18 protein-coding genes and 1 pseudogene are annotated in these 22,018 nt (G+C 68.6%); 7 read left to right on the forward strand and 12 right to left on the reverse strand.

From position 1 onward, the window contains the following. Window positions 1-97 precede the first annotated feature (97 nt). A complete protein-coding gene (locus KGQ19_RS16240; RefSeq protein ID WP_212010003.1) occupies window positions 98-1,747 on the forward strand; it encodes a PucR family transcriptional regulator in 1,650 nt (549 codons plus the stop codon). A gap of 100 nt (window positions 1,748-1,847) precedes the next feature. On the opposite strand, the gene KGQ19_RS16245 is transcribed toward KGQ19_RS16240, so the two are convergent. Together KGQ19_RS16245 and KGQ19_RS16250 are read right to left on the reverse strand one after the other, a co-directional pair. Further along, window positions 1,848-4,133, reverse strand: a complete 2,286-nt coding sequence (locus tag KGQ19_RS16245; protein WP_212010004.1) for an MMPL family transporter — start codon at window positions 4,131-4,133, stop codon at window positions 1,848-1,850. 306 nt (window positions 4,134-4,439) lie between these two features. Next, the gene (locus KGQ19_RS16250; RefSeq protein ID WP_212010005.1) at window positions 4,440-4,775 is read right to left on the reverse strand and encodes a hypothetical protein; all 336 of its coding nucleotides are present in this window, start codon (window positions 4,773-4,775) and stop codon (window positions 4,440-4,442) included. 191 nt (window positions 4,776-4,966) lie between these two features. Here KGQ19_RS16250 and KGQ19_RS16255 point away from each other — a divergent pair, with 191 nt between their 5' ends. Then, window positions 4,967-5,194 carry an IS3 family transposase gene (locus KGQ19_RS16255; protein ID WP_212010006.1) on the forward strand — a complete coding sequence of 76 codons (228 nt, stop codon included), beginning with the start codon at window positions 4,967-4,969 and terminating at the stop codon, window positions 5,192-5,194. 19 nt (window positions 5,195-5,213) lie between these two features. Here KGQ19_RS16255 and KGQ19_RS16260 read toward each other — a convergent pair. Both KGQ19_RS16260 and KGQ19_RS16270 read right to left on the reverse strand, forming a co-directional pair. Continuing rightward, window positions 5,214-6,548 (reverse strand): annotated as a pseudogene (locus KGQ19_RS16260) (transposase). Window positions 6,549-6,682: 134 nt separating this feature from the next. Further along, window positions 6,683-7,570: a helix-turn-helix domain-containing protein gene (locus KGQ19_RS16270; protein WP_212010008.1), complete on the reverse strand. Its 888-nt coding sequence runs from the start codon at window positions 7,568-7,570 to the stop codon at window positions 6,683-6,685. Between the two features lie 113 nt (window positions 7,571-7,683). Here KGQ19_RS16270 and KGQ19_RS16275 point away from each other — a divergent pair, with 113 nt between their 5' ends. Continuing rightward, window positions 7,684-8,064 carry a YybH family protein gene (locus KGQ19_RS16275; protein ID WP_212010009.1) on the forward strand — a complete coding sequence of 127 codons (381 nt, stop codon included), beginning with the start codon at window positions 7,684-7,686 and terminating at the stop codon, window positions 8,062-8,064. A 115-nt stretch (window positions 8,065-8,179) separates the two neighbouring features. On the opposite strand, the gene KGQ19_RS16280 is transcribed toward KGQ19_RS16275, so the two are convergent. Both KGQ19_RS16280 and KGQ19_RS16285 read right to left on the reverse strand, forming a co-directional pair. After that, entirely contained in the window at window positions 8,180-9,574 is a 1,395-nt protein-coding gene (locus tag KGQ19_RS16280; protein ID WP_212010010.1) for a hypothetical protein, read from the reverse strand. A 522-nt stretch (window positions 9,575-10,096) separates the two neighbouring features. Beyond that, window positions 10,097-10,582, reverse strand: a complete 486-nt coding sequence (locus KGQ19_RS16285) for an alcohol dehydrogenase catalytic domain-containing protein (protein ID WP_212010011.1) — start codon at window positions 10,580-10,582, stop codon at window positions 10,097-10,099. Window positions 10,583-10,930: 348 nt separating this feature from the next. Between KGQ19_RS16285 and KGQ19_RS16290 the strand changes: the two genes are divergently transcribed. After that, the gene (locus KGQ19_RS16290) at window positions 10,931-11,389 is read left to right on the forward strand and encodes a nitroreductase family deazaflavin-dependent oxidoreductase (protein ID WP_212010012.1); all 459 of its coding nucleotides are present in this window, start codon (window positions 10,931-10,933) and stop codon (window positions 11,387-11,389) included. Window positions 11,390-11,703: 314 nt separating this feature from the next. On the opposite strand, the gene KGQ19_RS53425 is transcribed toward KGQ19_RS16290, so the two are convergent. The 4 genes from KGQ19_RS53425 to KGQ19_RS16310 form a co-directional block, all read right to left on the reverse strand. Beyond that, complete coding sequence (locus tag KGQ19_RS53425) at window positions 11,704-11,976, reverse strand: phosphoglycerate mutase family protein (RefSeq protein WP_212010013.1); 273 nt, start codon at window positions 11,974-11,976, stop codon at window positions 11,704-11,706. Window positions 11,977-12,054: 78 nt separating this feature from the next. Next, window positions 12,055-14,688 carry a plasma-membrane proton-efflux P-type ATPase gene (locus tag KGQ19_RS16300; RefSeq protein WP_212010014.1) on the reverse strand — a complete coding sequence of 878 codons (2,634 nt, stop codon included), beginning with the start codon at window positions 14,686-14,688 and terminating at the stop codon, window positions 12,055-12,057. A gap of 975 nt (window positions 14,689-15,663) precedes the next feature. Beyond that, the gene (locus tag KGQ19_RS16305) at window positions 15,664-17,385 is read right to left on the reverse strand and encodes a chloride channel protein (protein WP_368862107.1); all 1,722 of its coding nucleotides are present in this window, start codon (window positions 17,383-17,385) and stop codon (window positions 15,664-15,666) included. 249 nt (window positions 17,386-17,634) lie between these two features. After that, window positions 17,635-18,126, reverse strand: a complete 492-nt coding sequence (locus KGQ19_RS16310) for a hypothetical protein (RefSeq protein ID WP_212010016.1) — start codon at window positions 18,124-18,126, stop codon at window positions 17,635-17,637. A gap of 204 nt (window positions 18,127-18,330) precedes the next feature. Here KGQ19_RS16310 and KGQ19_RS16315 point away from each other — a divergent pair, with 204 nt between their 5' ends. Continuing rightward, window positions 18,331-18,873: a MarR family winged helix-turn-helix transcriptional regulator gene (locus KGQ19_RS16315; protein WP_212010017.1), complete on the forward strand. Its 543-nt coding sequence runs from the start codon at window positions 18,331-18,333 to the stop codon at window positions 18,871-18,873. Window positions 18,874-18,901: 28 nt separating this feature from the next. On the opposite strand, the gene KGQ19_RS16320 is transcribed toward KGQ19_RS16315, so the two are convergent. Continuing rightward, window positions 18,902-19,198, reverse strand: a complete 297-nt coding sequence (locus KGQ19_RS16320) for a hypothetical protein (RefSeq protein WP_212010018.1) — start codon at window positions 19,196-19,198, stop codon at window positions 18,902-18,904. A gap of 122 nt (window positions 19,199-19,320) precedes the next feature. On the opposite strand from KGQ19_RS16320, the gene KGQ19_RS16325 reads away from it, so the two are divergent. Then, entirely contained in the window at window positions 19,321-19,872 is a 552-nt protein-coding gene (locus KGQ19_RS16325) for a hypothetical protein (protein WP_212010019.1), read from the forward strand. Window positions 19,873-20,774: 902 nt separating this feature from the next. Further along, window positions 20,775-20,945, forward strand: a complete 171-nt coding sequence (locus KGQ19_RS16330) for a hypothetical protein (protein ID WP_212010020.1) — start codon at window positions 20,775-20,777, stop codon at window positions 20,943-20,945. 490 nt (window positions 20,946-21,435) lie between these two features. Here KGQ19_RS16330 and KGQ19_RS16335 read toward each other — a convergent pair whose 3' ends face one another. Next, window positions 21,436-21,891, reverse strand: a complete 456-nt coding sequence (locus KGQ19_RS16335; RefSeq protein WP_212010021.1) for a type 1 periplasmic-binding domain-containing protein — start codon at window positions 21,889-21,891, stop codon at window positions 21,436-21,438. Between the last annotated feature and the right edge of the window lie 127 nt (window positions 21,892-22,018).

Raw genomic sequence — 22,018 nt, forward strand, 5'->3', positions numbered from 1 at the left:
GCGGCTTCCTCGCGGTGCCGGGCCCCGGACCGCGACGCGGCGCGGCGGCCGGTCGTGCCGCGCCGACCCGGGCCCGTTCGAACGCGGCCGGTTCCCGATGAGCCTCCCCGAGCCGCCCTCCGTCGCTCTCGGGCGCATCATCTCCGACCTCGGTTCCACGCTCGTAGAGGTGGTCGCCGGCCGCCCCGACCCCGAGGTCGCGGTGGCGGGCGTCCTCATCCACGACCGCCTCGACGAGCCCTCCCGGCTGCCCGGCGCGATCGTGCTCGGCGTCGGTGTCTACGGCCCCGACCAGGTCGCCGGGCTTGTCGACCACGCCCACGGCCTCGGGGCCGCCGCGGTGATGGTGCGCTCCCCGGCGGTCGCCGACGCCGCGGTGGCCGACGCCGCGGTGGCCGACGCGGCCGCGCGCACCGGTCTGGTCGTACTCGGGCTGACCCCCGGGGCGTCCTGGGCCCAGGTCGCCGCGCTTCTCAGGTCCCTGATCTCGGCCGACGCCGCGACGGCCGGCCCCGTGCCGGGCCCCGACGCCTCGTTCGGCGGCGACCTGTTCGCGTTGGCCAACGCCATCGCCGGGCTCCTGGACGGCCCGGTGACCATCGAGGACCGCGGCGGCGGCGTGCTGGCCTTCTCCGCGCGGCAGGACGAGGCCGACGACTCGCGGATCGCGACGATCCTGGACCGCCAGGTCCCGGCGGACAAGCTGCGTGCACTTGAGCAGCACGGCCTGTTCCGCGCCTTGTACCGCAGCGAGGATCCCGTCTTCATCGCCGGGATCGGCGAGAAGCCGCGGGTGGCGATCGCGATCCGGGCGGGCGGGGAGATCCTCGGCTCGATCTGGGCGGTGGTGCCCGGCCCGTTGAACGACGACCGCACGCAAGCCTTCCGCGAGGCCGCCGGTGTCGCCGCGCTGCACCTGCTGCGGCAGCGCAGCGGGGCAGACGCCGACCGCCGGCTGCGCGCCGACCTGCTGGCCACCGTCCTGGAGGGCGGCCCGGCGGCGCCGCGCGCCGCGGCCCGCCTGGGCCTGGCCGCGCAGTGCGCGTGCGTCCTGGCGGTGGCCGTGGCCGGGGCCGCCGCGGACGATCCCGCCGCCCCCGACCGGGCCGCCGCCGGCGACCGCATCGCCGGCAGCCTGGCGCTGCACCTGTCGGCGATCCATCCGCACACCGCGGTGGCCTCGCTGGGCAGCGTCACCTATGCCGTGCTGCCCTGCGCCACCGACGAGGACGCCCGCCGCGTCGCCGAGACCTTTCTGGCCCGGGTCGGCACCAAGGTCCCCACTGTCGTCGGCATCGGACGTCTCGCCGCCCGGCCCACCGACCTGCGCCGCAGCCGTTCCGACGCCGACCGCGCGCTCCGGGTCCTGCAGTCCCGGGCCGAGGGCGTGCACACGGCACGAAACCCCGAGCACCCACACCGCATCGCGCGCTTCGCCGAGGTCTACGCCGCCAGCCTGCTGGACGAACTCGCCGACCGGATGGCTGTCGACGACGACCTGCCGGCCGGCCCGGTGGTCCGCCTCCGTGAGTATGACCACCTGCACGGGACGCAGTTCACTGAGACCTTGGCCGCCTGGCTGGACACCTTCGGCGACGTGATCGCCGCCTCGGCGAAGGTCCACGTGCACCCGAACACGTTCCGATACCGGTTGCGCCGACTGGCCGACCTGGCCGGCCTGGATCTGGCCGATCCGGACGCGCGGTTCGAGGCGATGGTGCAGCTGCGGTTGGCGCCACCGCGGTGACCGGCGTGGACCCGAAGACATCCACACCGCTCGCGTTCGGGCAACGCGGCCAGGGGCCGAGTTGTCAGCAACTCGACCCCTGCGCGGTTTCGTACGGTGTCTACCGGGCCCTGCTGTGTGGCTGGTCGCGGTAGGCGGGCTGCCACGAGATCTCCGGCTCCGGCTCAGTTGTCTTGGATACCCGGACCGGCGGCTCGGATTCCACCGAACCCTCCACGGACAACCGTGGGAGCAGCCGGTCGAGGATCCGCGGCAGCCACCAGTTCCCCCGGCCGAATCCGTGCATCAGCGCCGGGACCAGAATCATCCGCAGCAACAGGACATCGAGCAGGATCGACACCGCCAGAGCCACGCCGAACTCGGCGATCATCCGCTGCCCGCCGGCGATGAAGGACCCGAACACGCACGCCATGATCACCGCGGCGGCGCAGATCACCTGACCGGTCTCACCGTGGCCGACCCGCACTGAACGGTGGTTGTCGCCGGTCTTCGTCCACTCCTCGTGCATGCGGCTGATCAGGAACACCTGATAGTCCATCGACAGCCCGAACAGGATGCCGATGACCATCACCGGCACGGCGGAGTCCACCGGCCCGGCCCCGCCGGCGCCCAACGCCTCCGAGCCCCAGCCCCACTGGAAGACCGCGACCAGCGAGCCGAACGCCACCCCCATCGTGAGCAGGTTCATCGCCACGCCGATCAACGGCACCAGCAGGCTGCGGAAGGCGAGCATCATCAGCAGGCAGCCCAGTCCGACGATGATCCCGACGAACGCCGGCAGCTTGTGGTTCAGCGCGGAGTCGAAGTCGTCGGACATCGCGGTCTGGCCGCCGACCAGCACGTGCAGCGTCGTACCCCGCTCGGCCGCCGGGACCACATCGGTCCGCAGCCGGTGGATCAGCTCGGACGTGCCCCGGTCCTGGGGCGACGTGGTGGGCACCACCTGAACCACTGCCACCTTCTGCCCCGCCGGCAGCACCGGGGCTTCCACGGCGGCCACGCCCGGGGCGGTGTGCAGCCGCTCCACGAGCCGGTCCAGGGCCGGTCGGTCCGCGGCGGCCGGAACTTCGGCGACGAGCAGCAGCGGCCCGTTGAACCCGGGCCCGAAGCCCTTGGCCAGCAGGTCGTAGGACTGCCGTGTGGTGGACGCCTTCGGGTCGTTCCCGGCGTCTGAGGAACCCATCCGCAGCGACAGGACCGGCAGGGCGACCACCGCCATCACGGCGAGCGCCAGCACCGCCTTGCCGAACGGCCGCAGCTGAACCCGCCTGGCCCACCGGGTGAACGCGTTCCGCGCCTCGGCCGGCGCCGACCGCCGCGGCAGCCGCACCGAGACCCGGTCGGGGCCGGAGGCCCGCCAGGCCTTCAGCTCCTTGCGCTGCCGGCGGCTCAGAACCATGGTCTTCAGCAGGCCGAGCAGTGCGGGCAGCAGAGTGACCGCGGCGAACACGGTCATCGCGACGGTCATCGCGGCACCGAGCGCCATCCCGTTCAGGAAGTCCAAGCCGAGGGCGAACATCCCGAGCAGCGCGATGACGACGGACCCGCCGGCGAACAGCACCGCACGGCCGGATGTGTTCAGCGCCGCGGCCATCGCCTCCTCCACCGAGAGCCCGGCCATCAGCCCCTTGCGATGCCGGTTGACGATGAACAGGGCGTAGTCGATGCCGACGCCCAGGCCGACCAGCGTCGCCAGGATCGGCGTGGAAGACGGCAGCGCCATGCCATGCGACAGCAGTCCCACGACCAGCACCCCGGTGGACACCCCGGCGATGCCGGTGAGGATCGGCAGCACGGCCGCACCGACCGAACGGAACACCAGGCCCAGGACCACCAGCGCGGCGAGCACACCGACCAGTTCCTGCGAACCGCCGCCGCTGTCGGTGGCTATGGAGACCGCGGCACCGCCGAGCTCGACTTGCAGCCCGTCGGTCCGGGCCGCGTCAGCCAGCGCCACGACGGTCTTCGCCTGATCGACGGGAATCTTGCCCGCCTCCTGGGTGAACATCAGCGTCGCGTAGGCGGTCATCCCATCCGGGCTGATCTGCGATTTCCCCTGCGGACTGTAGGGACTGGCGACGGACGCGATCCCCGGCGCCTTGGCGATACGGTCCAGTGCCTGCGTCATCCGCTCCTGAACCGCGCCGTCGGTGACCCGGCCGTGCACCGTGTGCCAGACCACGCTGTCGCTGTCCCCGCCAGCGGCGGGCTGCACCGTCTTCAGCAGGTCCACGGCACGGCTCGACTCCGAGGCCGGAATCGACAGTCTGTTGTCATACTGCGGCTTCGATGCTCCGGACAACACTCCGAGACCCACGATGAGCGCGAGCCAGGCGAACAAGGTCACTAACCGGTGCCGGTGGCACCAGCGGGCGAGGGTGGTCATCAAAACTCTCCGATATCAGTTCACGCACCGGCTCGACGCACGTTCCACGACGCCGGGACGGCGCCGCGGACTGTGTCTGGTGGATGCAGGGTTTTCATAGGCTGTGGAACGCTGTACCGAGCGGCGCCTGAGGGATCCAAGACCCCGGCTGCGCGCCCCCGCCAACGACCGCATATGCGCGTCGGCCATCGGCGGGTCCGCCGATCTGTCCGATCCGCGCCGACGCCCGCCGCGGCATCGCCCGCGCGGAGAGCATGATCGCTGCGGCTCGCGGTATCGCGACGGCTGCCAGGACCGCCGCGCACTTCAGCGGGGAGACACCGGGTAGCGCTGGAATACGAACCCGACCAGGTCGCGCCGCAGCCGGGTCAGCCCGGTCTCGGACCTGCCCTCCGACCCGCTGCCGCCGACCGACCCGCTGCCGCCGGCCCGGGCGCTGCCGCCGACCGGGCGGTCCGGGCCGTAGGCGCAGTGCGGGGTAGTGCTCTTGCCAGAGCCGGAGGCGCCGATGATCAGGGCGAACGCGGCGCGCCGGATGGCGTGTCTGACGTGGCGCGGGGCGGTCGTGCGGCCGTCGGCCTCGATAACACGGTCCAAGGTCACCGCGTTGGTGTCGGTCGCGGTTCGGGTATCGGTGCTCACGTCCTAGACGCTAGTTTTCGATCTCCGCCACGAACACGGGCCGCGGTCCCGTCTTCCAGGTGTAGAGCGCTACACCCCGTAGGTGGGGAAGGCCGGGTGGTCCAGCCGCGTCAGGCGCCCGACGGGTTGGGGCGACCGGACGGGACTCAGGCCGCCAGTAGCCGTCGTAGCGCGGTCCGGCTGTCGCCAAGGTGTCGTCGGGTCGTAGCGGTCGTCGGCCTCGACGGCGGCATGACCAGGCGACCCGGCAGGAACTCGCGAACGCGCCCTTCGAGTACATCGAAGCCTGGTATAACCCGCACCGCCGACTCTCCACGATCGGCATGCTCAGCCCCGTACAGTTCGAACACACACATGCGCTCACCGTCAGGCGAGAGCGCACCGGACCCGTCCGGGAAACCAGGGGCAAGCTCACCTAGCCTCCGTGTTTCGGGCTGGTCAGCAGGCCTGTGGTCGGGGCAAGGCGGCGAGGCGGCGAGGCGGCGAGGCGGCGAGGCGGGCGAAGGCGGCGGCCAGCTGTCGGGCCCAGGGCCGGCGCTCGGCGATGCGCAGGTGACAACGTCGCTGACCTCGGGTGATACGGGCTGCGGTGTGCAACAGCCGGTAGCGCAACTTCTTCGGCTCGGCTTTCGCGAGTTCGCCGTCCAGCAGCAGGGCCTGGGTCCAGGCGAGCAGGTCGATCGCGGCCAGGGCCAGCTCCAGCCAGGCGGCGTTGATGGCGAACTGGCGGGACGGGAAACGGCCGAAGCCGGTGTCCTTGCCGCACCGGATGCGGTCCCCGACGCGGGCGTGGGCCCGGTGCCGGGCGTCCAGCCACGGCAGCGAGCCGGAGCCGGCGGGGCTGTCGGTGGCGATGAGCTGGTGGCGCATGTCTTCGACGGTGTCGAACAGGTCCAGCTGGGCGCCGGGATGCGGACGTTCACGACGCACGATGAACCGCGTGTCCTCGGGGAATCCGCCACTGTCCAGCAGCCCGGTCAGGTCGGCGACCTCGGCGCCGTCGCGCAGCTCATCGTCTGTGTCGATGGCCGGATACCAGGCGGCGGCCGGGAGCTTGACGACCGCTTCGCGGACCTTCTCATCGATGGGTGCCCGACGGAGAACCGCACGTCGCAGCTGGTCTCGCGCAGGGTCCTGAGGTGCGCCAGGAACTCCTTGGTGCAGCCGGCGGTGTTCGAGCCGGCGCGGCCGGGGCGCAGGATCGCGGCCAGGGCCTCGCCGGGGTTGTCCAGGAAGCAGAACATCGGGTGGTAGCCGAACGTCCTGTTCCAGGTCGGGTCGCGTCCTGCTTCTCCGAATGGCAGATCACGATGCTGGCGTCGATGTCCAGCACCAGCCCCGGTATCGCCTTGCCTGCGGCTCTGGCCTGTGGGAAGTCGCCGCGGGTATCAGTATGCTGCGCCCAGGGGACCTCCCGTGCGGCTGCTCGCGCGGATCGCAGCCGGGCCAGTGCCTGGTCGTCGATGGCGTCCAGCACCCGCCAGGCCGTGGCCGGCGACGCGACCGGCCCGAACAGCTCGCCTGATCCCGCAGCACCGCCAGGTCGGATATCGTCTCGCCGCCGTCGGCCGGCATCACCGCCACGTCGACTGCGACCCGGCCCGGATCGTGCCCGCCGGACCGCTGCCGCGACGGGGCCAGCACCGCCGAGAACGCCTGCTCAAGACCGGTGGCCTCGGCCAGATCGGCCAGCAGCCGGGCCCCGGCGTGCCCGACCACGCCCCGCCCGTCGGACGCCACGGACAACCTTGGACGGGATCTTGTAGTGTTCACCTGGAAAGTGCTCCTGCGCTGGGCGTTCTTACCTTAGACAAGCAAGATCATCCCAGCTCCAGGGGCACTTTCGCGTTCCGGTATCAGCCCCCGGACACCTCTACTGAACGCCCGAGGCTAGGGGTCAGTAGCGGTCACCGCTGCGCACGTCGGAAGTCTCCTGGGGCGAGGCCGGCCTGTCGGGCGAAGAACTTGCCGAAATTGGTGGCCTCGGTGAAGCCGAGGGCGTGGGCGATCGCAGATACCGGCTGATCGGTGTGTGCGAGGAGTCGTTGGGCTTCAAGGCTCACGCGTGCGTCGAGGAGTTGTTTGGCGGTGCGGCCGGTGGCGGCCTGGCAGGCGCGTGTCAGGGTTCGTGGTGCGTAACCCAAGCGTGCGGCGTAGGTCTCGACGGATCGCGTGGTGGCGAAGGAGCGTTCGAGTTCGCGGCGGAAGGCTAGATACGCGTCGGCGGTGGTCGCGTGTACGTCGTGGTCCACGTCGGGATCTGACAGGGCCGCGACGCGTAGGAGGAGTGCGCCGAGGAGCTGGCGGAGAAGTGCGCCGGTGAGGTCGAGGCCGGCTGCGTGCGTGGCCGGAGCGCCGTGCCAACTCCGGTACACCGCGGCAAGCTCCTGCACGGCACGATCGAACGTGCCGAAGGTGTCCGGCGGCAGCGGCCATGCGACCGGGCCGAATCCGTCGAGTACCGGGCTTGCCGGTGGAAGCGGTGGCGGGTAGTCGGGGGTGAACAGCAGGAGGACCGCGTCGAGGTCCGCGGGGTGGCCGGCCGCGCCGTAGGGCAGCCTCTGGACCTGGCCGGGCCGCAGATGCAGCAGGGTGCCCCGTACGCACTCGTAGTCGACGAAATCGACCATCGCGGTGCCCTCGCCGTCGCGCACCAGCATGATCTGGTGGAAGTCCAGACGGCTCGGCCGGCGCGCTACTGAGCTCTTTAGCCGGGGCTTCAGCTCGTCGAAGGTCAGAACCTCGATGCCGGCGTGTGGGCTGTCCGGGTTGTCGAAGGCGATGTCGATGATCACGTTGTCCATTTTCGACCATCGCGGGACCGAACTGCACCTCGTCTCCCATGCGGGGTCGAAGGCATCGTGGAGTCAGCACCAGAACCGCTTCGGAAAGTAGGGATTCTTCCATCATGTTCACTTCCGTCACCGACCCCGCCAAGCTCCCGATCCTGTTCCAGGACGCCCTGAACGCCGGCGCCGTCGAGGACGTCCTCGCGCTGTTCGCGCCCGGCGCGGGCATGCGCACCGTGGCCGGCGAGATCATCTCCGGCGACGACGCGTTGCGCGCGGAGATCAGCGGGACCGTCGCCGCCGGCGGCAAGCTGACCAACGTCCAGCGCCACACGCTGCTCGGCGCGGACACCGCCCTCCTGGTCACCGCCTGGACCATGGAGATCGACGGCCCCGAGGGCCAGCGGATCACCGCCACCGGCACCACCGCCAACATCGCCCGGCAGGACGCTGACGGCGATTGGCGGTTCACCATGCTCAACCCGCTCGGCACCGCCTGAGCTTCATCGGTCCTGCGTCCCCAGCCGCGAGCGGGGACGCAGGACCGACTGCGTTATGTCAGCGGCAGACGCGACTGGCGTGCTGCCCTACGACCGGGAAGACAGCCTCCTGAGGTCAGGGGACGATCGCATAGTTGACTTTGGTGGGCAGGTAGGCGTTGTAGTCTTCGCCGTTCTTGTGTTTGCCGGCGACGGTCAGCGCGGTGGATACGTCGCCGGTGCTCGGGGGTTCTTCGCACGCCAAGAGGAAGCCACGGCAATCCAGGTAGTAGCCGTAGGTGACGGTGATGACGGCGGGCTTGTTCAGGCCGATGCGGATTCCGGTACCGAGGCCGCAGTTGTAGTGCTGCCGGCTCCATGGCGCGTGGCTGACAAGGAGATCGGAGTTCCTGCAGGTGCCCTGGTAGGTCGTGCCGGCCTGCCACAACGTGAAGGAATCGGGGTAGCCGCTGTATTCCAGCGTCGGCCTCCACAGCGCGGGCAGGCTCATTCCGCCCTCGGTCCAGTGGAAAGTATTTTCCAGCGGCCTGATGGTGTAGTCCAGAGGCTTGCTGTTCTGATTGTGCTCGGTCCACTTGGAGTCGACCAGCAGAGTCAGGCTCGCTTTGTTGCCGTCTTTGGGAAGGACCAGGGCGACGTCTTTGTCGTCGATGCGCTCGGTCGTCCATTGTAGGCTGGCGCCCTGCTCGATCAGTTCTTCCGGGGTGGGCGGCGGGGTGGGCTGCCAGTCCTGTGAGCCGCCGGCGAACCAGCCCCAGATCATCTTGCCCAGCGACCACAGGGCCAGCCCCACGGCGATGACGGCGCCGGCCGGCGGGCACTTGATGGCCACGGCGGTCGCGATCAGCGACACGGTCGCGACGACGATGCCTTCCGCGTCTCCGTTGATCGCCGAGTCGACCAGCGAGAACACGTCGCCGACGCCGGGAATCAGACTGACGGCCGCCTTGCCGAACTTGACCACGCTGCCCTCGGCCAGGGACTTCGTCCCGTCAAGCGCTACCACCCCCTGGGAGACCTTCCCGGCGATGTCGGCGATCTCGTCCACGGTCTCGGAGCTGGCTCCGACCTTGCGCACGAATACGTTCTTGCTGGCCTTCGCCACGTTCCGCATCACCTTGACCAGGCTGCCGGAGAACGCGCGCGGCTGCGGACCGCCCGGCGCGGAGGCGTCCGGGCCGTTGGCGGCGGTCACCAACTGCGGGTCGTCCTCGACCTCCTGATCAAGTGCCTGGGTCAGGCTCTTGATCTCACCGGGAATATCGTGGACCTGCTGCGCGGACAACGTGCAGACCGCTCCGCCGTCCTTGATGCAGTCCTCTTCCAAGAACTGATCGAACCGGTTCGGGTCGGCCTGGACCTCCTGAAGCCAACCCGTCAGGTTCCGATCGGCAACCGACCCGGGAGCCGGCAGCGCGGCGGCCGCGGCCGGGCCCGCCGTCGTGGTGGCGGCGTGGACGGGCGCGGGCGTGGACTGCGCGAGCAGCGCCAACGCCAGCGCCGAGGCCACGGCGCACAAGGTTCGTCTCATGCCTTGACCATAAAGACACGAATATTCAGTCCGGGCGGCGACACGCCGATCGGCGGTACCGCGTCAGGCTGAAGTTGATCCGGACTACGGACTAGCTCAAATATCGGTCAGGACACTGATGAACAGGCAACTGGCACAGAGCGTTGGCCATCAGGGCTCGCGGAGCGGCCGTCCTGACTATGGGATCAGGGTTCGGTCACGGTAGCAAGGGGTCGGCGATGTTCTCGAAGCCGTCCGGCTGCCGCATCGCTACGGTCGCCACGGTCTTCCTCGTCAGTTTTGCTGGACGTGGCGAAGCTCCCGTATGACGAAGAGTCCTTGCCACGGACTTTCTTCTGGGAGCTTCACTTTCTGGGCCTGCCGGACTCGCCGTCTGGCGGGGCGGTGTGTGTTCTGTGTTCGGAAGGGGGTGTGGCTGTCGGCGGCACTGTGTGGGCGAGGTGTCGTTCCGGCGTTCCGGCGTCCCGGCGTTCCGGCGTTCCGGCGTTCCGGCGTTGCGGTTTACGGGACGGTGAGGAGGACTTTGCCGATGCTGCGGCCGGCATGACGAAGACCAGGACGGTGCGGATCGTGACGGCGTGGCGCATGAGTGGGTAGAAGGGCAGCACCGGTTCGGGGACGGCGTCGCAGGCGTAGCCGGCGATGGTTTCCGCCGGTGGCGATTACCGCTGAGGTGAGAGGGAGATTGGCGCCGAAGGCGCTGGTGTGGTTGGCGGAGTGGATCCAGACGCGCTGGCCGATCCGGGCGGTCGGCACCCGGGGTCCGACCCGGTCGATGACGCCGGCCCCGTCGTCGCCGGGGATCACCCGGTCGTGGGTCATGGCGCGGCCGCCGGCGCCGGAGCGGCGCTTGACGCCGGCGGGGTTGATCCCCGCGGCTTCGATCCCTACCCGGACCTCGCCGACGCGGGGTTCGGGATCGGGCAGTTCGCCGACGGTCAGGACTTCTCCGGCGGCGCCGTTGTGGTCGTACCAGGCGGCCCGCATCAGAGTGCTGTCTTCTTGGACGCGGCGGGCAGGAACTCCTCAAGGGCGTCGGGGGCTGGAAATCGGCGAGTCGGCCCTGGACGTCCAGGTCGATGAAGGACCGCCAGGCGGCCGCCCAGTCGGTGGCGGGTTGAGTGGGGGTGTGGCCGGGACCCGCGTTCGTGTTCGGTGTGGGTGATGGTTCTGGTGCCGACGGTCTCGGCCGATCGCGTACGGAGCTTGTCCTGAAGCCGCGGGCAGTGGAAGGACGTTCGGCCCTACTGCGGCCCGGGCCAGCCCGGCCATGCTTGTCGTGAGACCCGGCCATGCTTGTCGTGAGACAAGGACGGAAGGACAGAGGGGTGTGAAATGAGCGGTGTCGGCACCCGGCTCAGCGCCAGGGCCCTGCGCACGCGCTGGTTCGTGCGTGCGCCGATCGGGCTTTACCGTGCTGGGCTCGGCTTTGTCTTCGGCTCTCGGCTGCTGATGCTCGAACATGCGGGTCGCAGCACCGGTGCACGTCGTTTCGTGGTGCTCGAAGTCGTCGACCATCCTGCCCCGGGACAGTACGTGGTCATCTCCGGGTTCGGCATCGGGGCGCAGTGGTACCAGAACATTCAGGCCGACCCGCGGGTGAAGGTCTCCATCGGGCTGCGGCGCTCGATGCCCGCCACCGCGACGCCGATGACCGATGCCGAGTCGGCCACCGTGCTCGCCCACTACATCGAGCACCATCCGAAGGAGTGGGAGAAGCTACACGCCACCATCGAGTACGCCGTCGGCCGCTCGGTCGACACCTTGCCCATGGTGTCGCTGCGCACCGCCTGACATCGGTGGATGGTCGGAGCGGCTAGGTTGAGGGGCTCTGCGGATTTTGGACAGTCGATCCGGGGGCCGGTGTCTATGCTGCGGTCAGTTGGAGTCGTTCCTTGTGAGGTGCACTGCTCCGTATCTGTACCTTTCGAGGATCGCGTCGAGCTGCCGCGCCCGGTCGGTCGCCGCGGCGGCGAGCGAGGTTGTCGGCCAGGTGGAGCGCGCCGGTCGGGGTGACGTAGTCTGCGTCCGCCCAGACGTGGACCGCGTAGTCGAGCACGGTGCCGGAGGCGTCGCGCACAGCGTCCGGCGATCGACGCGAACCCAGGTCACAGTTGGTCGCGGAAGGACTCCAGTTCCTGGTGGCGTTCGTCTGTCGTCTCGGGGTAGGCCATCTTCAGGTCGGCCGGCGTCTCCAGGATGATCCGGGAGATGATCAGGCGGGCGTTGCGTTTGTCGTCGGCGGGCACGATCCCCAGTGGGACCGCGAGCGAGGTGGCTTCGCGGCGACCGTTGGCGGTGAGGGGCGCGTCGGTGGTGCCGGTGTGGCGACCGGTCAGGGTCCAATCGGTTTCACCGTGGCGGACGATGATCAGCTTCATCGACCAGCTTCATCGATCAGCTCCATCGTCGGCGCGGGCTCCTCTGGTTGTCAGGGGCTCGGTGGCGATCGGTCGCGGTCAGCGTTTGGCTGCCACCGGCTGCTGGTGTTGCGCGCACCAGTCGCACTTGCGGCGGTGGCCGGTGCCGGGATGGTCGGTGTGATGGGTCTTGATCTCCGCGGCGTAGGGGCAGTCGTCGTTGTCGTGGTAAACGGGATCGCCGGAATCGGTATCAGTGTGGAACGCGGCGGGGTCCACCGTGGCGGTGGCCTTCGCCGAGAGGGTGGTGCCGTGAGCGGAGTCCTGCGCGGTGGGCGGCTCGGCCGCATCCGGAGTGCCGGACTTCGGGGCGGGGTCGAGGATGCGGTAGGCGAGGAGTTTAACGCGGTCGCCGGCCAGGGCCCAGATGATGGCGTAGCCCCAGACGAACGCGACCCAGCCCCAGCCCAGTGGGTGCATGAACAGCCCGAGGCCGGCGATGAGGGTGGCGATGGCCTGGGTGCCCAGGACGGCGATGATCACGATGCGGGCCGGGCGGATGGACCAGAACGGGCCGCGGGTGCGGGTCAGGAATATGGTGAGGTGCCCGGCGACGGACAGCAGCAGGTACATCATGGTCTGGAGCTCGGGGCGGCCCAGGTGGAAGACGCGGTCGCCGAGGTAGAGCAGCCCGAACGCGGCGATGGGGCCCACGACGCCCAGAACCGTGGCGATGCCGAGAACCAGGCGCATGTTCCAGGCTTCGGGTTTCATCTTGTAGCGGACGTTGTCGTAGGCGATGGACAGGATCGCGCCGTCGTTGAGCAGGGCCAGCATCACGATCATGATCGCGGTGACGGGGAAGAAGTTGAAGACGAGGATCGCCCCGGTCACGAACAGCAGCACGCGCAGTGTCTCGGCGATGCGGTACATGGCGTAGGAGTTCATGCGCTGGAAGATCTTGCGGCTTTCCTTGACCGCGTCGATGATCACTGACAGGCCGGGGGTGAGCAGGACGATCGCGGCGGCGGCGCGGGCGGCGTCGGTGGCGCCGGAGACGGCTATGCCGCAGTCGGCCTTCTTCAGGGCGGGGGCGTCGTTGACGCCGTCGCCGGTCATGCCGACGATGTGGCCGCGCTGCTGCAGGACGTCGATGATGTGGTACTTGTGCTCGGGGAACACTTGGGCGAATCCGTCGGCGGTTTCGATGGACTGGGCGACGGCGGCGGTCTCTTTCTTCTTCACGTCGCCCAGGCCGGCCGCGTCGAGGATGTCGGTGCCGAGGCCGACTTTGGCGGCGGTTTCCTTGGCGATGGCGATCGCGTCGCCGGTGACTATCTTCACGCTCACGCCCATGGCCTTCGCGGTGGCGATGGTGGAGCGGGCGTCTTCGCGGGGCGGGTCGAACAGCGGGAGCACGCCCAGGAATCGCCATGGGCCGTCGCCGTCGGTGCGGGCCACGCCCTTGCTGACCTTGAACGTCGTGCCGTGGGCGTCGGTGACGGTGGCTTCGGTGCGCTTGTCGACCGGGTTGAACGGTTCGAAGTGGGTGATCGTGTAGGGCTGCAACGCGTTCTTGTCGGGGAGAGCGCCCAGGACGGCGAGGTCGATGGGGTCGTCGTTGTCGTCGCGGGAGGCCAGGGCGCCGGCGAGGATCACGTCGGCGGGGGTGTCGCCGATGCTGAACGGGTCGCCCAGGGTGAGGGAGTTCTGGGTCAGCGTGCCGGTCTTGTCCGCGCAGAGCACGTCGACTCCGGCGAGTTCCTCGATGGCCACCAGTTTGCTGACGACGGCTTTGCGTTTGGCCAGAAGCCGGGCTCCGACCGCCATCGTCACCGACAGCACGGTGGGCATCGCGACCGGGATCGCCGCGACGGTCAGCACGAGGGCGAACTGCAGGGTGGTCAGGACCGCGTCGCCGCGCAGCAGTGAGACGGCCACGATCACCGTGACGAACACCGCCGCGAGGACGATGAGGTAGTTGCCGATCTTCAGGACGGCCTTTTGGAAATGGCTGACGGTGTGGGCGTCCTGGACCAGTTCGGCGGTCTTGCCGAAGTAGGTGCCGGTGCCGGTGGCGTAGACCAGGGCGCCGATCTCGCCGCGGCGGATGATCGACCCGGAGAACACCGCGGCGCCGGGCCGACAGGTGGCCGACAGCGACTCCCCGGTGAGGGCGGACTGGTCGACCTCGATCTCGTCGCCGTCCAGGAGTCGGGCGTCGGCCGGGACGATGTCGCCCAGCCGCAGCCGGATCACGTCGCCGGGGACCAGTTCCCGCGCGGCCGGCGTGCTCCATTCGCCGTCGCGTTTGACGCGGGCGTTGACGGCGAGCTTGTCTTTCAGGGCGTCGATGGCATGGCCGGCTTGGCGCTCCTCGGTGTAGCCGACCACGGCGTTGGCCAGCAGCAGCAACAGAATGATGAAGAAGTCGGGCCAGTGTCCGACCGCGCCGGACAGGATGACCGCGACCTCGATCATCCATGGGATCGGTCCCCAGAAGTAGGACAGGAACTTCAGCAGCGCGTTGGTCTTGTGCTCGACGATCTCGTTCGGGCCGTACTTTCTCAGGCGGGTGGCGGCCTCGGCTCGGCTCAGCCCGTCCGGTGAGGTGTCGAGTTGTTTCTCGACCTCGGCCATCGGCAGCGACTTCAGATCGTGTTCCGGGTCCGGCTTCGCCGTCGGGGAGCTCGTCGGAGTGGACGACGTGGATTTGGAGGTGTCGGCGCTCATGATGTGCCAACCGGCTCCATGCCCTTCGAGAGCAGGGGGCGAATCGGCGCAAACGGGTTGCAGGTTGTCGTCGGCATCCGCGCTCACCGCTATGACGACGGGCCCGGGTGGCAGAGCGGACATGGCAACCGGGGTCTGTGGCGGTCGAACCTGACGCTGGCTTGCTGGGACGGAGCATCGACGGATGCCATCGCGATGCGACCCGCGCAATGGGATGAATTCGCCCGATCGAAAGGCCTTGATACTGGGCTTGTCGGTGGCGAACTGGACAGCCACCGGGGACCCGGGCGACATACCAACCCTACGCCCTGCAGCGACGAGACGTTAGTGGCAGCCATGCGGGGGGACTACGGTTTCCGGTTCCCGTACAAACCCCTCCGGCTCGGGCGGATCCAGACCTCTCAGTGGAGAGTCGTCACGGGCGGTCCGCACGGCGGTCATGCTGCTGGTCGTCGTGGAGTCGGTCATCGGTCGGCGCCGGTCGAGTCGGCGCCGCGGTGTGCGGCATCGACCGATCTGCCGCGCGTCCGGTAGGCAGGGGCCGAAGCCCAACAACGAGCAGGATCGCGTGGCGGCCTGTTGCCGTGTCCAATGCGGCGACTCCCATGGGCTAGATGATTCGGAAAGTGCACAGGGCGCGGCGATCCGTGCCTCGCGTGTCTGGGGGACGGTGTCTGGGGGCGCCGTGTGCGGATGGAGGCAGGCGGCCTGCATGATTCCGGGCGCGTGTACCGGGAGGAGTTTGATGACGACGAGCCGATCGCTCCGTAATCGGCACTGGTTGAGATGCGCAGTGCCGTCGAACGGTTGCGGCGGCACTGCAAGCCGGCATGTGCCCCGACCAGGCTGCGCCACCTGACGGTGAAGGGGAGGACCGCCGGGAGCGGTGACCGACGGGGGCCGGCCGCCGCTTGATGACGCTTCCCCGGGCGGCTGGCCCCCTGCCAGCCGCCTCGTCGGGGCCGGCGAGGCGGGTCAGACGGTTTGGACAGGGCGGCTGTGCGCCGCGGCCAGCACCGCCTGGTGGGTGATCCATCCGGACAGGCCGGTGCCTGCCTCATCCACCACCGGCAGCCCTGACGGATCTGCCGTCACCAGGGCTTCCAGCGCTGTGGCCAGTTCGCTGTCGGCGTGCACCGGTTTCGGGACGGTGAGGACTTCGCGGACCGGTTCGCCCTCGCGTCCTCCTTCGGCCAGAACCTCGGCGACCGCCCGGGCGGAGGCCACCCCCAGGAACGACCCGTCGGTGTCGGTGACCGGCAGGGCGCCGTGCCGGGACACGGCGAGGGAGTCAGCAGCCTGTGACAGTGAGATGTTCGCCGGCAGCGGTGCGGGGACCGGTTCCATGACGGCGCCGACGGTGATCCCGGTGAACGGTGAGGCCGGTGCCGGGGCGGACAGGTCGATGCCGCGGCGGCGCAGTTTGAGGGTGTAGATGGTGTCGCCGGTCAGCAGTCTGCTGGTGAGTGTGGCCAGGACGATCGCCGCCATCAGGGAGACGATGATGGAGTATTCGCCGGTGAGCTCGAACATGATCACCACGGCGGTGATGGGGGCGCGCGCGGCCCCGGCGAACACGGCGCCCATGCCGATCAGGGCGTAGGAGCCGATCCCGCCGGCCGAGGCGCCGAACACGTGGTGTGCGATCTGGCCGAAGGCCGACCCGAGCATCGCGCCCATGAACAGACTCGGAGCGAACACCCCGCCGGAGCCGCCGATCCCGATGGTCAAACTGGTGGCTGCGATCTTCCCGACCAGCAGCACCAAAAGGAACCCGATCGCGTATTTGCCGGCCACCGCGTCGCCCAGGACCGGGTATCCGACCCCGTACATCTCCGGCAGCAACAGCAACAGGCCGCCCAGCAGCAGCCCGCCCACGGCCGGGCGGGCCCACTCCGGCCAGCGCCAGGCCCAGTCGCAGGCGTCTTCAATCAGATAGAGGATCTTGGAGAAGGCGACGCCGGCCGCACCGGCCACCACGCCCAGCACGGCGAACAGCGGCAGTTGTCCTGGGCTGGAGGTGTGGAAGGCGGGGAGCACCAGGAACGGCTCGTTGCCGAACGCCGCCCGGCCGATCACGGACGCCACCACCGAGGACAGCACGATCATGCCGAAGCCTTCGGCGGCGAAGGAGGTGAGGATCAGCTCCATCGCGAAGAACACCCCGGCCAAAGGCGCGTTGAACGTCGCGGCGATCCCGCCGGCCGCACCGCACGCGACCAGCAGCCGCATCCGGTCCTCCCCGGCGCCCACGACACGGCCGAAGGTGGAACCCAGCGCGGAGCCGATCTGCACGATCGGACCCTCGCGGCCCACCGAACCGCCCGAGCCGATACACAACGCCGAGGCCAGTGACTTGACCACTGCCACCTGCGGGGCGATCCGGCCGCCCTTGCGGGCCACGGCGTACATCACCTCCGGCACGCCGTGTCCGCGCGCCTCGGGGGCGAACTTGTAGACCAGGGGCCCGTATATCAGTCCGGCGAGAACCGGGGTGAACAGCACGAACCACATGCCCAGCCCCGGCACGTGCGGGTTGGCGGTGTGGCCTGCGGCCGAGTAGTCGGCGTGCCCGGAGAACAGCTGTGTGAACGTCTTGATCAGCCAGCGGAACACGACCGCCCCGGGTCCGGCCCCTGCACCCACGAGCAGCGCCAGCACCACCAGAGCGCTCCGGCCGACAGCCAGAGCGTTCATCGCGCGGTTCAGCCCACGCCGGGAAGGCAACGGCAGGTTGCGGGAGGGTACTCGGGGCGACGTATCACTCGCGGTGGTCATAATTTGCATTATGCAAACAAGGTGGCCGTCGGCGTCAAGCCGGTCTCATGCCCGCTGGATCGCGCGGCGGGGCCAAGCCGGCTGTCTTGCCCGGCAACACGTGCGCTGAAGTCGAGTGGCGCAGGCGGTGCTTGGGGCGATACGTGAGCGGAGTCACGTGTCACTCGCCTACGCCGATCTTGCGTGGGCGGCGGTTCGCACGAAGTCGCCGTCGAACATGACTTGGGCCGGGTAGCGCACCTCGGCGGATATGGAAGTCTCCAGCGCGGCGGCGGTACGGCGAGCCGTGTGCTCCTCCAAGACCGCCGCGATACTCGTGGCCGCCTCGATGGCCGAGAGTGCTTGCAACTCGCGGCACAGCAGGGCCGCCGGGTACAGCAGGAGCTGCCCATGGCCGGCGGGAGTCGCGGGATGGCGTAGTTGGCGGGCCGCTACCTCGGCGATCGCACCAAGTCGTTCACCCGGGAAACGCGCCGCGAGGTGGGAACAGAGCTTTGCTGCCGTTGCGAGGTCATCTGACGGGACGACGATGACGGGCCTGAAGCGATTCGCGCCTTCCGGGGGGAGGAAACGGGCCAGAACCTGCGCGAAATCGTCGCGGTGGATTCCGCGTCGGGTGTAGCCGTAGCGCCCTGCGGTCAGTAGGTCCGAATCGGTCATGTGACCACCTCTGGTAGCTGCGATCGGAGGCGGCTGCGCGGACGTTGCCGGTCTGACCGGCGGTGTCCATGGCTGCCCAGCCGGCCCGGGCCAGTTGGCGCCTGCCAGTCCACCTCTTCGTTTGCATTATGCAAAGGTAGTGTGGGCGCGTCAAGCCGATCGGATGTCCGACGCGCTGGGGGCGGGCGCGGTAGAACAGTGGACATGAGTCCGCGAGTTACAGGCGCAAGGAACAGCGCAACGCCTTCGGCGCAGGCGACCCGAACCGGCACCGAGGCTGTCGGCGATGTCGACCGGGTCACCGAGGCGGTGCTGACCGCCTCCCGTCTGCTGGTCGCGGTCTCGGCGCGCTCGCTGAACGAGGTCGAGGAAAGCCTCACGCTGCCGCAGTTCCGCGCTCTGGTCGTTCTGGCCTCCCGTGGCCCGCTGCGCCTGACCCACCTGGCCGAGCACCTGGCGGTCAACCCCTCTACCGCGATGCGCATGGCCGAGCGCCTGGTCGCGGCCGGGATGATCGACCGCGCCCCCAATCCGGAGAACCGGCGGGAGTCCATCCTGGCCCTCACCGACACCGGGCGCCGGGTCGTCGAACAGGTGACTGGAAGGCGGCGTACAGAGATCGCCGCCATCGTCGAGCGTATGCCGACGGCCCATCGAGACCGCCTGGTAGAGGCACTGGAAGCGTTCAGTGCCGCCGGTGGCGAACCAGGGGCCGGGCATGACCCGATCCCGTTGGGCTGGGAGTAGCCGACCCGCGGTTGCGGGGCCACCGCTCTCAGATCGGCCGGCGCACCGTGATGATCCTCGCGGCGACAACGGCGACCGCGGTGACCGCGACGACAGACGCGACGAATGCCAGATGCTCTGGGGAGCCGAAGATCCCGTCAGGCCAGCCGCAGACCACAGCCGGCGCTATGGCGACGGCCCCGGCCACCGCGGTACGCCACGCCCGGCCGGTCAGCAGCACACAGCACGGCCTGACGATCAGCAGCCCGATCAAGACCAGGTGACGACCCGACAGCACATCGAGCCCCGCCACCGCCGCACTCCAGGCCAGCCCCGAGCGGAACATCCACCCCACGGTCCGATCCGACAACGAGGCGGTACTGCGAGGGCTGGACGAAAGTCGACCTGCTTCGTTGGCTTGATTGACGACCTCCTGACAAGTGCTGAACACAGATGGGTGAACGCGCTGTGCATGATCATCCCGCCATCATCGTCGATGACCTCCCGGCTCCGGCCGGAGTCCTGGCTGCCGGGCTTGAGGATGCTTTGGTCGGCGAAGGCTGGGGGCAGCCGGTCCACGACTTCCTCATGGGCTCGCACGGGGTTACCTTCAAGTACCCCGAACGGCGCTTGCGTCTGTATATCGTCGACGGACCCGGGCGGCCGACCCGTTGCGATCTTGAATGTGACGACGTGGATGGCCCGTGGTCGGTGATGATCATCGGCCCGACAGTCGGCGGACTTCAGGCCGCTTCCCGTGTCGCCTGCGCTGAGACGCGCGACACCGAGGCCGATCTGGTCGTTTCGCTGCGCGTCGCCGGCTGGGCGGTGGATTTGCGGCCGAACAGGCCCGATGAGCGCCCGTGGGCCACTCGTCCGGATCGGAGACGCTACGTGGCCAGGGTGCCGGGAAGGACAGGCGGTCGTGCCAGCGAATGGTATGTCCAGGGCGCCGGCCTCGATGTGAACGCCAGCGGGTCCACTCCGTACGCCGTCGTGGCTGCGCTGGCCCTGTCTTGACCTCGCGGTACATCCCGCGCCGTCCGGCACGCGTGGCGTGGGAGTCCCGAGTGGAGATCCAGAATGCGGCTGACCTGCGGTGTCCTTCAAGATCGAGATCGTGTGCGCGTATGTGCCGCGGACAGCCGTAAACGATCGTGGACAGTCGGGCAGAGCCGGGTGGCTCGTGATGGCGGGGTCTCGTTCGGAATCAACAGATTGAGGTAAGAAAAAAGGGCCTTGACCTGGTAATCTCCTGGTCAAGGCCGCAAATTTTCATTCTGTTATGAGTGGGGCGTGAGGGACTCGAACCCACGACCAAGGGATTATGAGTCCCTATACCTTTCCACCTGTACAGGCACCCTGACCTGCGGCGAGCGGACCATTGAAGTCGGCTCGTGGGCAAGTTTTGCCGCGTATGTGCCGCGTTCTGTAGACGACATGAGTGCTGCGAAGAGCGGAGCTTCAGAAGTCGGCAACGGCGCGGAGAGGGACGACCATCCCTGCGTGGGCAGCGAGGCTGTAACCCCCCAGTTGAGCCGGTCGGACCGTGTGATCTCCAGCTGTTGGCAACCGGGGTCCGAGGCCCTGGGATTCTCATCGCTCCGCAAGTCGTCCAGCAGATTGCTAGACCGCGTTCTCCTACCGGAGTACGGGTGGCTTGACCTGCTTGGACACGTCACGACGGAGCAGAACCGCTACGGAACTCAGAACGCGTCGCGTCAGGCGGTAGGCCATCGACAGGAACATCCCGTCAGGATCTCGACCCGACGACCACGGGTTGCAACTGACCAGGTCGCAGGCACAATCGTGTTTCCGAGCCCCACACGGTGGCCGAGTTTCGGTTCAGGGTCCTTGTAACGATTGGTCCACGGGAGAAGTCAGACTCTACCCACGGGGCTCGATCATGTGGTTGAGATACCTTGTCTCAACCACATGATCCGGACTGCAAGGTCAAGGAAGTCGGAACGGTGCTGGGCCTGCCGGTCGAGGAGCGCGGCAAGCTGGAGCCGCTGCGCGGGAAGATGAACAAGCTCGCCGACCGCGGCTGGCTGCGCAAACTCGGCGACGGCCGGTTCGCGATCGCGTTCTGAGGTGCTCTGGCAGCACTCCTTACCGGCGCGGGATCACATGCGGGTCGTTAAATAGCCGTTGACCTGCACGTGAACACGGGGGTGCGTCACGTGGTCGGCGGCTGTGGGGACGCGGGACCGTGCCTCGGGCCGCTCGGTGTCGTCCCGCACACGGACGATTATGCGGACGCTTATACGACTACAAACCGGGCGGCCTCGAACGGCGTTCGGTAAGGGATGCCATCCCAACTACGAACCGGCCTCGATTCGATCTCCCTGAGCATCATCTGCACCCCTACAGCATCAACGCATCACCGCGCCAGCCCCCGACCCTACTGGGCTTTGGGCGGCCGGCATCGGCCCGGCTGGCTCCGGCATGACCACCGAATGCTGCCGTTGCCAACATCAGCACCTTGCCACTGCTCACAACGAACGCCGGTCGCCGGGAATAGCTCACTGCGCGCTTGTCAAAGGCGTGCTATTCGATTGATTGTGACGAGCGGCCGGGGAATTAGTTGACGAGCTTCCTAATTGCTGCACTGACATTAAGGCTGGACAACTCCGATTGGTTGGTCAGCACAGCGGTGTTTGCCCTGCGCTGAGCAGACCCGATGACGACGAAACGGGTCTCTGGATGGTAGGCGGCTGCATCGTCCGCTGCCTGCGCAGGTCCATTTCCGACTGCGACGATTACAAGACAATTTTGCTGAAGGATGCCGCTCAGGTAGGAGTCGGCATCCGGCGCCTTCGGCGGTATCGTCGTTCGTTGGATGTTGATGCCACCACCTTTGGCGAAATCCTGCATTCCCGCCCACGCGGTCTGTGCGGCGGGGGATCCGTCGGTGAGCAGGCAGACTCGTTTGTTCGCCGCGACTGTGCTCACCGGTTTGGGCGGCACCGGGGCGTGGCGCGATCCCGAACGTGCGGCCATCACGGCGACAGCGCCGCCGACGACAGCGATGGCCAAAAGTCCCCCCAAGGCGCCTCGGCGGCTCAGGCGTGGCACGGTTCACCGATGCTTCGATCGATTGTCACGGGTTCCATGCCTACCGCAACGGCATGGCCTTCGCAACTGATCTACCAGGCGCTCTAGG

The organism is Catenulispora pinistramenti (assembly GCF_018274385.1).
GTDB classification, from domain to species: Bacteria; Actinomycetota; Actinomycetes; order Streptomycetales; family Catenulisporaceae; genus Catenulispora; species Catenulispora pinistramenti.

What these genes read in the sequence shown, in the direction of transcription:
- KGQ19_RS16305 (WP_368862107.1), bottom strand. Translation starts at nt 17,385, where the DNA reads ATGAACGCTCTGGCTGTCGGCCGGAGCGCTCTGGTGGTGCTGGCGCTG.
- KGQ19_RS16300 (WP_212010014.1), bottom strand. Translation starts at nt 14,688, where the DNA reads ATGAGCGCCGACACCTCCAAATCCACGTCGTCCACTCCGACGAGCTCC.
- KGQ19_RS16320 (WP_212010018.1), bottom strand. Translation starts at nt 19,198, where the DNA reads ATGTTCCGCTCGGGGCTGGCCTGGAGTGCGGCGGTGGCGGGGCTCGAT.
- KGQ19_RS16240 (WP_212010003.1), top strand. Translation starts at nt 98, where the DNA reads ATGAGCCTCCCCGAGCCGCCCTCCGTCGCTCTCGGGCGCATCATCTCC.
- KGQ19_RS16310 (WP_212010016.1), bottom strand. Translation starts at nt 18,126, where the DNA reads ATGACCGATTCGGACCTACTGACCGCAGGGCGCTACGGCTACACCCGA.
- KGQ19_RS16275 (WP_212010009.1), top strand. Translation starts at nt 7,684, where the DNA reads ATGTTCACTTCCGTCACCGACCCCGCCAAGCTCCCGATCCTGTTCCAG.
- KGQ19_RS16285 (WP_212010011.1), bottom strand. Translation starts at nt 10,582, where the DNA reads ATGCGGGCCGCCTGGTACGACCACAACGGCGCCGCCGGAGAAGTCCTG.
- KGQ19_RS16290 (WP_212010012.1), top strand. Translation starts at nt 10,931, where the DNA reads ATGAGCGGTGTCGGCACCCGGCTCAGCGCCAGGGCCCTGCGCACGCGC.
- KGQ19_RS16245 (WP_212010004.1), bottom strand. Translation starts at nt 4,133, where the DNA reads ATGACCACCCTCGCCCGCTGGTGCCACCGGCACCGGTTAGTGACCTTG.
- KGQ19_RS16315 (WP_212010017.1), top strand. Translation starts at nt 18,331, where the DNA reads ATGAGTCCGCGAGTTACAGGCGCAAGGAACAGCGCAACGCCTTCGGCG.
- KGQ19_RS53425 (WP_212010013.1), bottom strand. Translation starts at nt 11,976, where the DNA reads ATGAAGCTGATCATCGTCCGCCACGGTGAAACCGATTGGACCCTGACC.